At 42.1% G+C, this 13505-nt stretch carries 8 protein-coding genes; 3 read left to right on the plus strand and 5 right to left on the minus strand.

Annotated features, from left to right (window positions below; genetic code table 11):
* The 4 genes from QT987_RS11045 to QT987_RS11060 all read right to left on the minus strand — a co-directional run.
* Positions 1-748, minus strand: a 748-nt coding sequence (locus tag QT987_RS11045; protein WP_333239753.1) for a sulfotransferase family 2 domain-containing protein, incomplete at its 3' end; no start/stop codon positions are given.
* A 145-nt stretch (positions 749-893) separates the two neighbouring features.
* Positions 894-3242, minus strand: coding sequence for an FkbM family methyltransferase (locus QT987_RS11050; RefSeq protein WP_333239754.1), 2349 nt, complete (start codon positions 3240-3242; stop codon positions 894-896).
* A 477-nt stretch (positions 3243-3719) separates the two neighbouring features.
* The gene (locus QT987_RS11055; RefSeq protein ID WP_333208673.1) at positions 3720-4331 is read right to left on the minus strand and encodes a DUF5678 domain-containing protein; all 612 of its coding nucleotides are present in this window, start codon (positions 4329-4331) and stop codon (positions 3720-3722) included.
* A gap of 483 nt (positions 4332-4814) precedes the next feature.
* Positions 4815-5426: an aspartyl protease family protein gene (locus tag QT987_RS11060; RefSeq protein ID WP_333239756.1), complete on the minus strand. Its 612-nt coding sequence runs from the start codon at positions 5424-5426 to the stop codon at positions 4815-4817.
* A 453-nt stretch (positions 5427-5879) separates the two neighbouring features.
* Between QT987_RS11060 and QT987_RS11065 the strand changes: the two genes are divergently transcribed.
* The 3 genes from QT987_RS11065 (at position 5880) to QT987_RS11075 (ending at position 12701) form a co-directional block, all read left to right on the plus strand.
* Positions 5880-6668, plus strand: coding sequence for a class I SAM-dependent methyltransferase (locus QT987_RS11065; protein ID WP_333239758.1), 789 nt, complete (start codon positions 5880-5882; stop codon positions 6666-6668).
* Positions 6669-6890: 222 nt separating this feature from the next.
* Positions 6891-10181, plus strand: coding sequence for a tetratricopeptide repeat protein (locus QT987_RS11070; RefSeq protein ID WP_333239760.1), 3291 nt, complete (start codon positions 6891-6893; stop codon positions 10179-10181).
* A 132-nt stretch (positions 10182-10313) separates the two neighbouring features.
* Positions 10314-12701, plus strand: a complete 2388-nt coding sequence (locus tag QT987_RS11075) for a tetratricopeptide repeat protein (protein ID WP_333239762.1) — start codon at positions 10314-10316, stop codon at positions 12699-12701.
* A 5-nt stretch (positions 12702-12706) separates the two neighbouring features.
* On the opposite strand, the gene QT987_RS11080 is transcribed toward QT987_RS11075, so the two are convergent.
* On the minus strand, positions 12707-13471 hold the full coding sequence (locus QT987_RS11080; protein WP_333239764.1) for a CmcI family methyltransferase: 765 nt from the start codon (positions 13469-13471) through the stop codon (positions 12707-12709).
* Positions 13472-13505: the final 34 nt, after the last annotated feature.

Here is a 13505-nt window from a genome sequence, read left to right on the forward strand (position 1 = left end):
TCTGAATTTGCTCTAACGAAGATTCTTTCTTCGACAATTCTAGTTTATGTTGATTCACGCTGGCGGCTTTGGACTCTCCTCTCCGCTTCTCTCTTAGATTCAGAGCTTCTTGATACAGTTCCATGTCCGCACTTAAAATATGTTCGAGGTTGTTCATCAACTTACTGTCATCCAACATTTCTTGCAAATGATTTTGATATTTTGGATATGGATTCTCATTCAAAACAGGCACTTCCATTTGAGACCATCCTAGCTTTTTTTTGAGGTCTTCCATGTCCTCTTTAAAAAAATCTTGTATCCCTACAAAGTAAAAATCGCTGAGTTTCATCCCACTAATTATTGAGGGCGCACTCCAATATTTTATGGCAGGCAACTCTGCAAACTCAAATATATTCATTTGAGTTTCTTGTATGTGGCGTACTAGGGATGAATCATCCGTGGGTGCTATTCCTTTCTGAAACCAATAATATGAAATTAATCTCCCTAGAGGATTTCTTAACCAAATTATCCATTTTGCCTCGGGAAAATATTCCTTGTACTTACTCGCAGGAAAATGACCGTGAATCACTCGATGCTGAGGTGAAATCAACTCCAGAGCATGGGTAACTGGCCGGGACTCAAATTTTTCCGTGAATCCATCTAAAAAATAGTCACAAAAAACTTGTTCGGAGCCATAAACCTGTATTAAGATTTGACGGAACGTTGAGCCTGCTGTTTTGGGCAAGTGAACTGAAATGATTTCAACCAAAGCAAGAACCCCCTTTTGCACTAATCCTTGGATTTGTTAGTTAACTTTTATTTTGTGTTATAGTTATCGCTGTCTCAGCGACCACTATAGCCTAACACACTGAAAAAAAAGTAGTCATCAGGAAGTTACCTAATCACAACATTCCTCAGCGCTTACTTACAGTAACTCTCTGTTGCATCAGTCGTTTCCACTCTTCTGAATTGGTCAATGCGTAGCTATCAAAACCATGTCCCTTTTCTGATGAAAATTTAGCAAAACTATCTAACCAGTTGACTACAGACTCGGTTCGTGACAGAGGTGTAATCTTCAAAGACTCCTGCAAACACTGTTGCATTTTAATCAAATCGCCACTTTGGTAAGCATACCAGGCATCCCACACTAGAAGTGTGTACGGCATCTGACTCTCGACACCTCGATAGCTAAGCGCATATTGCTGGAAATGCGATCTATCCAACTCTTCTTGACTACGATGGAGTTGAGACTGATAATGCTGGGACTCTTCCTGAACTTGGACAAGTTGAGACTGATAATCCTGAGATTCTTCCTGAACTTGGACAAGTTGAGACTGATAATGCTGGGACTCTTCCTGAACTTGGACAAGTTGAGACTGATAATCCTGAGATTCTTCCTGAACTTGGACAAGTTGAGAGTAGAACCGCTTCAATTCATTTTGAAGTTGATGCTTGTGAGACTGTGACTGCTGCAATATTGCTTCTGTCTGACGCTGCTGAGCTTGGGACTGTTCCAATTCTCCTAGAACCTGGACAAGTTGAGAGTGCGATCGCTTCCATTCCATGCTGCTGCTGCGAAGTTTAGACTGCGACTGTTCTAATTCTCCCTGAACTTGTCCCATTTGAGAGATCAATCGCTCGGCTTCCAACTGAATATGCTCTAATTGGGAGTGGCACTGTGCTAATGCTGCCTGAGACTGTTCTAATTCTGCCTGAGTTTGATGCAGTTGAAAACGAGTTCGCTCTAATTCCCACTCACTCTGATGCAGTTGAGAATTCTTGTGTGCTAACTCTGCTCTATTTTGATGCAGTTGTGACTGCGACTGTTCCAATACTGCCTCAGTGGAGCGCAGTTGTGACTGAGATTGTTCCAATACTGCCTCAGTGGAGCGCAGTTGTGACTGAGATTGTTCCAACTCGGCCTGCGTCGAATGCAGTTGTGACTGAGCTTGCTCCAACTCGGCCTGCGTCGAATGCAGTTGTGATTGAGATTGCTCCAACTCGGCCTGCGTCGAATGCAGTTGTGACTGAGATTGCTCCAACTCGGCCTGCGTCGAATGCAGTTGTGACTGAGATTGCTCCAACTCTGCCTGCGTCGAATGCAGTTGTGACTGAGATTGCTCCAACTCTGCCTGCGTCGAATGCAGTTGTGACTGAGATTGCTCCAACTCTGTCTGCGTCGAATGCAGTTGTGACTGAGATTGCTCCAACTCTGTCTGCGTCGAATGCAGTTGACCTTGATACTCTTGCAACAGTGTCTCAGCTTGTTGCATTTGATCTTGGAATTGTTCCAATACTTCCTGAGTTTGATGCAGTTGACTTTGGTACTGTTGCGCTTCCCCCTGAATCTGTTGCAGCACAGCCTTACACTGTTCCAACTCCTCTCTAGTCTGGTGCAACTGAAACTTAGACAGCTCTAATTCTTCTGTTCCCGATATTGTTATTACATTTTTATTGTTTCCTGAACCATCGCTTGGGGGGGTTGTTTCATGATAGGGAGCGCAAACTTTTGCAACTTCATCTTGGGCTATATTAAAATCACGAAAAGCAATAATGTTTCCGTAGCCGCCGTTCGGATAAAATATTGAATCGGGTTCTAAAGTAGATGATTGCAATTCAAATACTCGGGCTTCTGTGTCTAGGGCATTATCTATCATAATGCTGCAATTATATCCGCACTCCTTCAAGGCTCTGATACACTCCATAGTAGCGCTCACATACTTGGGAGACCAACCATATTGACCTTTTTCCCGAGAGCCGCCACCCCCATATTCAAACATAACTACGCTTGGCTGCCAAGCTTTGGGTAATTCCCCCAATTGAGTAAGAACCGTAGACTCCGCACCTTCTATGTCTAGCTTTAAACAAGTTACTTTTTGAGCATTTATGTTTAACAGTAATTTAGATAAGGTCAATGATTGTACTTCTCGTGTCTCTGTAGCAACACCAAACCAGTCCGGTTCAAGAGAAGCATAATTACTATCCAGTCCAGCAGCCACATTTCCTAAATGAATAGTTTGAGTGCCGTTGACATCTGATAGGCAAGCTTCTATCAAAGTGATGCTGTCATATTGACACAAAACCCGCACTCCTTCCACAGGGAGGGGTTCAACGGCGATAGTTTTAAATCCCAGCATGGAAAACATCTCGCAATAAAATGCAAATGTTCCTACGCCAACATCAATACAAATGCCTTCTCGCTTTTCGTCTACCAAGGGAAGAACGTAGCTTAAAATTCTTTGACAACAAGCTTCTACACGCATCAGCGATCCTCCTTATGATTCTGATTCCAGAGATTACTATCTAATAAATATTCTACTTTTAACTTCCAGTCGCCCTAAGACAACCTACCCCCAAAATGGTTTCTCAGAAGCTTACCACAAAGGAGGGTAATTTTTGCCCGATCGCCCCCAATGAACTCCCAATCAACTCAAGCCGTTGCTTTCCCAAGGATATCAGACTTCAGCCCTCTGAGGATGTTCCCGCACGCACCTGGTATTATAGATGGCCGGTCGCCCGCAAGCCCGCTTGCCATCGAGCTTAACAATAGATATTACCCGAAAAATCAACACACGAAGACGATCGCACTCAGGCGATCGACATTCCCCGCGCGATCGGGTAAACTAGAAAGGTCGATCGGGTTCTACCCGCGTGTCCTTGACTCAAAGCCCAACTTCTGCATCAGAGTGAAGCACTGGACTCGGCACACAAAAAATTAAATTAAAGTCGATCGAGGCAGTTCACTGCGATCGCCGCTTAAAAATAATCGTCTCCTCAGCTTGCTTAAATTCTATATCAAACAAGTCAAATACTACCTCTCTCCCTAAAAGAACCTCTTGACAAAAATCAGTTTGTGCCCAAGCTACAGGAGCCGTAAAAATATGACCATCCAACTCCATTTCAATATCTCGTAACAGATATTCAATACTGCCGCCAACTCCCTCAGCTTTACTGATAATCTCTCTAGCAGTTCTACTCAAACCCAAATCTTCACCAAGCTGCTTAGTAATTAAGCTGAGTTCGGCTCCAGAATCCACCAGCATTTCGACTCTTGCGGAGTTTTGAGCTGTTAGATGCAGTTCATATCTTGGCTGCCAATCATGAGCCTTTAATGCCCTCATTCTAACAGGATAAAACCTGACTGGTTCAACAAACTCGCTTTCATATATACGACCGATTACATAACTTAAATTAGGCACATCAGTCGGAATCGCATCCTTCATCTTTCGATAATCGCGATCGTGACTAATCACCCCTTTGTTAGTATAAGCTATCCACTCACCCCGATATTTTTTTAACTCCGGTCGATGAGCTTTATACCAATCATTGGCTGTAGGATACTCTGGTTCCATAATTAAATCACTTTCTTGTATTTTAGAAAATCATCTATCGTTGGGTTAATGATATCTGTCGCTACAAAATTTTCTCAAACATAATTTACTTTTGTCGCGATCGGGCTTTTGTATCCCATTCTACTACATAGGGTAAGTTTTGCCCGATCGCCCCCAATGAACTCCCAATCAACTCAAGCCGTTGCTTTCCCAAGGATATCAGACTTCAGCCCTCTGAGGATGTTCCCGCACGCACCTGGTATTATAGATGGCCGGTCGCCCGCAAGCCCGCTTGCCATCGAGCTTAACAATAGATATTACCCGAAAAATCAACACACGAAGACGATCGCACTCAGGCGATCGACATTCCCCGCGCGATCGGGTAAACTAGAAAGGTCGATCGGGTTCTACCCGCGTGTCCTTGACTCAAAGCCCAACTTCTGCATCAGAGTGAAGCACTGGACTCGGCACACAAAAAATTAAATTAAAGTCGATCGAGGCAGTTCACTGCGATCGCCGCTTAAAAATAATCGTCTCCTCAGCTTGCTTAAATTCTATATCAAACAAGTCAAATACTACCTCTCTCCCTAAAAGAACCTCTTGACAAAAATCAGTTTGTGCCCAAGCTACAGGAGCCGTAAAAATATGACCATCCAACTCCATTTCAATATCTCGTAACAGATATTCAATACTGCCGCCAACTCCCTCAGCTTTACTGATAATCTCTCTAGCAGTTCTACTCAAACCCAAATCTTCACCAAGCTGCTTAGTAATTAAGCTGAGTTCGGCTCCAGAATCCACCAGCATTTCGACTCTTGCGGAGTTTTGAGCTGTTAGATGCAGTTCATATCTTGGCTGCCAATCATGAGCCTTTAATGCCCTCATTCTAACAGGATAAAACCTGACTGGTTCAACAAACTCGCTTTCATATATACGACCGATTACATAACTTAAATTAGGCACATCAGTCGGAATCGCATCCTTCATCTTTCGATAATCGCGATCGTGACTAATCACCCCTTTGTTAGTATAAGCAATCCACTCACCCCGATATATTTTTAACTCCCGGCGATGAGATTTATACCAATCATTAGCTGTAGGATATTCTGCTTCCATAATTATATGGTTTTTTTGTATTGTAGAAGATTATCTGTACTTGAGTTAATCACATCTGCCCAAAAAATCAAAAATAATTTACCCGAGTGGCGATCGGGCTTTTATATTCCATCTTACTACATAAGGTAAGTTTTGCCCGATCGCCCCACTAAACTCAAGCCGCCTCATTCCCAAGGATACCAGACTTCAGACCTCTGAGGATGCTCCCACAAAATCAGGTATTGTATATGGCCGATCGCCCCCAAACCACAAACCACCAAATTTACCATAAATATTATCCCAAAAATAAACTCAGCCGATCGCACTCAAGCGATCGACATTCCCCGCGCGATCGGGTAAACTAGAAAGGTCGATCGGGCTGTATCCGCGTGCCATTGACTCAAAGCCCAACTTCGGCATCAGAGTGAAGCACTGGACTCGGCACACAAAAAATTAACTTAAAACAGTAAGCTTATGGAAATCATTGATTATTATGTCAAATCTGTACCCAGCGTACAAAATGCGCTAGATATTTTTCAAGGTGAGTGGGCATCTAAGTTGCCAGGAGATTTGTCATTATTAAATGCAGGACAAAGTACGCTGTTTGAAGATGGTCGCGTCAGTTGGGCTGTAGAGCAATTAGGGGGAGTTAAAGGCAAAACAATCCTGGAACTAGGCCCACTAGAAGCGGGACACACCTATATGCTAGAGCAACTCGGAGCAGCATCAATTACGGCAGTTGAGGCCAGCACTCGCGCTTATCTAAAATGCCTAATTGTTAAAGAAGTTGTACGACTTCGCAATGCCCGCTTTCTTTGTGGCGATTGTGTAGAATATCTGCGGTCAAATCCAGGTAAGTTTGATACTTGCTTCGCCAGCGGCATACTGTACCACATGACAAACCCTGCGGAGCTGATCGGCTTGATTGCTAAAGTTTCAGACCGAGTTTTTATATGGACTCACTACTATGACGAGAATATAATCCGCAGCACTCCTTACCTTTCCCCAAGGTTTGCCGAGAAGACTGCGGCTGAGTATCAAGGCTTTAAACATATGCTTTACCGTCAGGAATATGGGGAATACAAAGGTGAAGTAAAAGCTGCTGGTTTTTGCGGCGGCAGCAGTCGATTTAGTAACTGGATGAGCCGTGAAGATATCATGTCATGTTTGACCTATTTTGGGTTAACCGACATCCGCATCAACTTCGATCAGCCTCACACTCCTCACGGGCCGTGCTTTGCTTTAGTAGCGAGGAGGCGGTGAGTTTTAGATTTGTACGGGAAATTAAATGGTTTTTCGATCGGGCGCGATCGTTTAATTCTGCTCCCCAATAACAGCCATAATTTCCCCTCTAAGTGGTGATGCTGTGGCAAAACCAGGTAATATAGACAAGCCTGTGCTGCGAAGCGTAGCGCCATTGAGTTTAAACTGATAACTTGATAGTTGTATAAAAAAAGTAATCGCAGAGATAAGGATGAGACGGCTATGAGCGAATTCCACAAGGGCAAGCAACTGCAAGAGGAAGGTACTCTAGAAGAAGCGATCGCTGCTTACAATCGGAAACTTGAGCTCAATAGCAACGATTCCTGGGCATACCACCACATGGGCGAAGCCTTAGCCAAACTAGGTCGGTTCGATGAAGCCGTCACGGCCTTCCGCCATGCCATAGAAATCAAACCGGATTTTTCTTGGAGTTACCACCACTTAGGGGATGCCCTCGCTCAACAACAACAGTGGGAAGAATCGGCTACAGCCTTCGGCAAGGCGATTGAACTCAATCCCGAACATTTTGGGACTTATGTGGGGCTAGGTAATAGTTTAGCAAAATTGGGTCAACTGAATGAGGCGATCGGCGCTTACCGCCGTGCAAGTGAGTTGAACCCTGATGCTGATTGGATTCATTCTGCGTTGGCAAATGCAGTGCAACAGCAAAATCAGTCCGCTTTAGCAGAAGCGATCGCCTCCTATCGCCAGATGATAGAACTCAATCCAGACAACGTAGAAGCTTATCAAAATCTTTTGCAGCTTCAACCCGATAACTGGGAACTCTGGTTGCAGTTGGGAAATACTTTGGTACAACAGGGAAAACTAGAGGAAGCGATCGCTGCTTATCGTCGTGCGATCGAACATAATCCCCAGAATCAGACCGCGTACTACAGCTTAGGAGAGTGTCTCGCCAAATTGGGACAACTGGAAGAGGCGATCGCGGCGTACCGTCAAGCGATTCAACTCAGCGAACAGGAAAAGGAAAAAGCCTCGACTTTAGAGCCTACCGAAGACCGAGAAGAAGCTATCAAACGTTATCGACAGGCGATCGAAGACAATCGCGATAACATCTCAGAATACCAAAAACTGCTAGAGTTAGAACCGGACAACCAAGAAGTTTTGTTACAGTTAGCCCAGGCTTTAGTGAGACAGGAACAGATAGAGGACGCGATCGCGGCCTATCGTCGCCTAGTGGAACTATCACCCTGTGAGGAATATTACCAGGAGTTAGGGGAACTTCTCGTCAAACAAGAAAAGTGGGATGACGCGATCGCCACATATCGTCGTGCCCTAGAACTGAATCCTGAAGCATATAAATGTCACCATCAGCTAGGGGAAGCTATCTATCAGCGGGTAATGGAGAACCCAGAAACCTTTTTTTCCGAATATAACTTGGCTGAAGTTACCCATAAAGACTACCAAGTATTTGACCCAGAATTACCGGCCGTATGTTTTCTCAATGACCAGACCTTTTTGCAGGCTACCTCCCAATTAGATGATGCTACTTATACGGTCGAATGGTATAGAGTTTATCTGAGACGTTCTCTTTCGGAAGCGGAAAAACAAGGTTGCATTAATTGGCTACAAACTCCGGGTCATAGTCGGGAACTGGGGATAAAAGTTTGGCGGGAGGGTTTGGCAGAATTTCAGACGTTGTTGAAACGTTCCTACATGACCGTTGGTTTAGAAGAAGCTGTTAATTGTTATCGTCGTGCCATTGAATTGTATCCCAATCATCATTCATCATACTATCGCTTAGCAGAAATGTTTACAGAAGAGGGCAAACATGAGGAAGCCCTCGTTCTTTACCATCAGTTAAGTCTCAAGTTAGCCGAAGCGGGCCAGATGGCTGAAGCAGTAGCCTGTTTTCAACAAGCTACCCATCCACCCCTTCAGGAAGGAAAGATGTACGAGATACTTTGGCGAGGATTAAATCAATTGGCTCCCCTGGAAGCCTCAGATTCCTATTATCCCACTGACCTTCAACCTGAAGCTATTGAACACTACTTCGGTCAAACCAGTCAATATACTATTATGAACCTTTCGTGTTTAACCGAAGAGAACAAAGCTCTCCTAGAAAAAGAGGGATTTTTACTAGCCAATTTGCAGTTAATTGCTAAAGATAATGTCACCTTAGAAGAAATATATATCAATTATTTTTCCGAGGATAGAAATACTAGGCTTTCTCAACAATTACCCAAGCAAACTAATTATCAATTTATATATCAATCCCATTTGAATCCACCGAATATTTATCAACAAAGTATCGTGGAAACAGGCTATATTTATTCAGTTTGTCCGGTGAGTGGTCAGGTTATTAGGTCAGAACAATCCTTTTACGATGTAGCATGGCTACCCATGATGAGTTATCGGTTTGTTGGAACTGAAATTTATTATTTAATCGTGGGACACTTTTGGGGACCAAAGATGTTTATTTATTTTCCCCGTTTAGAGCTAATTATTCACCTCAATCCATTTCTCCAAGGTTCTGAACAAGCAATTATTAACCGATTAAAAGGCTCTATGGTTAGTTGTTGGCAACACAGCATCAAATATATCTCAAAACCCCAGAAAAAAGGCGTAGTGGCAATTTTAGGCTTACTGACGAACATAGGACACTATTTTTGGAATGAAGTAACTGGACTTCAATTTTTGTCGGATAATGGTCTTTTGGATAAACTCGATAAAATTTTAATCGAACCAAATGAGTATTTTAATGTCGCTGATGCTTTCCCCGAAATTGCTGACAAAACAATCAGAATTACGGATAAAAAAAGTATGTTTAAGGCTATTATTGAAAATAATTATTTAGCTGTTAGAGTGACCAATGTTTTTGTTAGAGAAGAATTGGCAACTAGGATGTATGATGGTTCATTAAAAAGGTGTTCTCCACAATTCTTAGCTGAGGTAGATCGGGCAAAAAATCAACACTTTCCTTTGCTGTGGTTTGGTCTTCGCAGCCATGACAAATCTTGGGTTTCTCAAGTAGAAGGAATCGTTAATATTATCAAAAATCTTGCGGTGGATTTTCCGCGTCTAGGAGTTGTCTTTGATGGTTGGTCTCGGATAGAAAGAGAGGATGAGCGTGGAGAATTAATGATTGCTAAGGATAAAGCCACAGAGCAAGAAATTTTAGAAATTTTACCACCTGATATTCAGGCTTATAGTACAATTGGTAGCATGAGCTATGAGAAAGTTGTCTGGGCTTATGCTATTGATTTATATGTTATACCACTTTCATCAGGAAGTACCGCCGTTTCCTGGATTGCTAATAAACCCGGTGTGATGCACGCAAACAGTTCAATAAATACAGAACATCTGAGAGAACAAGTAACTTATAGTCGCGAAAATGTCGTACCCCCGGTCTTTGTGCCGGTTGAGTGTATCGTCGATCAACAAGCTTCACCTTATATTTTATCAGTAGGCTGTCAAAATTATGATTTCGATTGGAGAATTGTTTACAATGAAACTCTGAAAATTATCAATTCGTTGAACCCGAACAGAGCTTAATTGTTCGTGGAAAGTAAAGGCAACAAATATCAACTTTTCTTACCATACTCAATAATTCCTCTGAGAAATTTATAGTCTGTGTTGGAAAATTCAACTCCTAAAAATCGTTAGGTCCCAAAAAAGGAAAGTAAGATGAACTCAGAAATTTCTGTAATAGAAGTCAAAAAGGCCAACCAACTGCAACAAGAAGGCAAACTAGAGGACGCGCTCGCTGTCTATCGTGGGGTGACTGAAAAACTTTACCAGCAGTTAGGAAAGCTTCTATCACAACTAAAAAAGTGGGATGAGGCGATCGCCACATATCGTCGCGCCCTAGAACTGAACCCCGAAGCCTATGAATGTCACCACCAGCTAGGGGAAGCTATCTATCAGCGGATAATGGAGAACCCAGAAACCTTTTTTTCCGAATATAACTTGGCTGAAGTTACCCATAAAGACTACCAAGTATTTGACCCAGAATTACCGGCCGTATGTTTTCTCAATGACCAGACCTTTTTGCAGGCTACCTCCCAATTAGATGATGCTACTTATACGGTCGAATGGTATAGAGTTTATCTGAGACGTTCTCTTTCGGAAGTGGAAAAACAAGGTTGCATTAATTGGCTACAAACTCCGGGTCACAGTCGGGAACTGGGGATAAAAGTTTGGCGGGAGGGTTTGGCAGAATTTCAGACGTTGTTGAAACGTTCCTACATGACCGTTGGTTTAGAAGAAGCTGTTAATTGTTATCGTCGTGCCATTGAATTGTATCCCAATCATCACCCCTTCTACAATGGTTTAGTAGAAGCTTTGACAACACAGGGAAAACATGAGGAAGCAATCAGTATTTATCATCAACTAGGCCTTTATTTGGCAGAAGCCAACCGAATGGATGAGGCCCTAGCTTGTTTCCAAAATATTCCCAAGATTTTATTAAGTAACGATCAAAAAACATACGATTTAATATGGGAGGGACTAAATGAATTAAGACCACTTGATACAGTGAATCTGTATTACCCATCTGAAATTAGTCAAAATTCAGCATACGAATATTTTGTCAATAGTAGTCAATATACAGTTGTTAATCTTTGGAATTTAAATGATTCAGATCGCTCGCTTTTGCAAAATCTAGGTTTATCCATCGAGAATTTAGGCTTGATAAAGCAAGAAAATATTGCTTTGGAGGAAATCTATATCAATAGTTTTGATGACCACCAAGGATTTCAGCTTTCAAGAAAGGTAAAAAGACATCCCAAAATGTCTCGGTATTTTCAGTGGGACAAAGCTATTAATCTACAGCAAAGCATAGTAGAAACGGGTTTTGTTTATTCAGTCTGCCCTTTCACGGGTAAAATTCTGCGATCAAACCAGTCATTTTATGTTTATCCATTTATATTATATCGTTTTGTTGGTAAGGAAGTCTTTTATTTAATGTATGGTGATTGGATGGGAAGTAAGCAGTGTATTTATTTGCCTAACCAAGAACTGATGATTGTTTTGGACAACTTTCCGGATGGAAATTTTACGGGCGTAATTAATTTATTCAAAAGTTATGTTTTGAGTAATTGGCAACAATTTAACTCCTATCTCTATCAAGAAAAAAAAGTTGTTTGTGCTGTTTTAGGTATAGCTTATAATGTAGGACATTATGTCTGGAATGAATGCTCAGGAATTTACTATTATGATAAAAATGGAACCCTCAATAATATTGATAAATTCTTGGTTGGTTCCCATGAGTATATTATGGTTGACGACATTTTCCCAAGCATACCGTCCGATCAAATCATCCGCCTAGATAGCTGCTGTACAGAGGTTATTTTCAAAAATATTATAGAAAATAATTTATTCGCAGTCCGACTCACAGACACCTTTATAGAAGAAGAACTAGCCAAGAAGATATATCAGAGTTCTGTTGAAAAATGTTCTCAAGATTTTTTAGAAAAAGTAGAAAGGGCTAAGAATCACTTTCCTTTACTGTGGATTACACTTCGGAACTATAAAAGAACTTGGTTCTCTCAAATAGAAGGTACAGCCAACATTATTAAAAGCCTGCATACAAATTTTCCTAACTTAGCTGTTGTATTTGATGGTTGGTCGGTACCTGAAAGAGATAAAGAGAATGCCTCAAATGAGACCCAGATCGAGGCATTAGATCAAGATTGTTTACAACCTATTCTCAATCTCCTTCCGCCTGAAATTACAACTTACAGCACCATTGGTCATCCCATTTATGAAACCATTGTCTGGGCTGAAGCAATCGACCTTTATGCCGTACCATTTGGAACAGGAATGACTTTTGTAACCTGGATAGCAAGCAAGCCTGGGGTAGGTCATGGAAATAAGGCTTACTATGATGCGGTTGAGGACTCATTTTCACCTGTTTATCGAGAAAATGCTGTACCGCCAGTGTTGATATCTAAAGAATATATCACTGAGGATGAGAATAACGCTGATGCAATGACTCGCAATTATGATTGTGATTGGCAAGTGATTTACAACGAACTCATGCAAATCTTACAAAACTTGCCAAAACGAGTCTAATTTTGTTATTTTCGCTTTAACCAAGCCCCTGGCCAGTGAGTCACATTCTCCGTCAAATCGCTCTCGCTAAACGGCCATTTAGGTTGCTCCAACACAAACTCTGGATGCTTTTCTGCAAACTCAGCAGCCGCCGCAGTAGGATGATCCCACTTCCACTCAGGATTCCCGCGCGGCACATCATCCAAATCCTTCATAATCCCATCGGTGGCAATTATATAGGAGCCTGGTGTCACCAAACTGCAATAAGCCTCTAACTCGTCAGCAACGTGCTGTTTTGTGTGACAGGAGTCAAGACTCACCAAGACAGTCTCCCCTGGATTAACCAGTTTTTTAACTTGCTCTACAATAGTGGTATCTGTAGAACTGCCTTCCACTAAAGTAATGAACGATGACAGTTCGTGTTCCTCTATAGCCTTGCGGTTGTGGGGGCGAATTTCAATATCAATTCCTACAACCCTACCCTTGCCCATTGCTTTAAACAGGCTAGCATAATAAATCAGCGAGCCTCCGTGAGCCACCCCGGTTTCAATAATTACATCGGGTTTAGCCTGATAGATAACTTCCTGAATCCGAATCATGTCTTCAGGGAGTTGAATGATTGGCCGTCCCAGCCAACTGAAATTGTAGGTATATTTTTGATTCCAGCCTAATTTCACCCAGTAGTGAGAAATGAGTTCAAAAGCTTCCTTAGAATAGAGCGGGATAGTTTGACACTCACCGTCTATTTCTTGAATTAATTTTTGGGCATCTGTATCTAACGTTAATTTCATGATTTTTCCTAGTTATAATTAGATTTAGGTAACG

Source organism: Microcoleus sp. SVA1B4, assembly GCF_036700545.1.
GTDB lineage: Bacteria > Cyanobacteriota > Cyanobacteriia > Cyanobacteriales > Microcoleaceae > Microcoleus.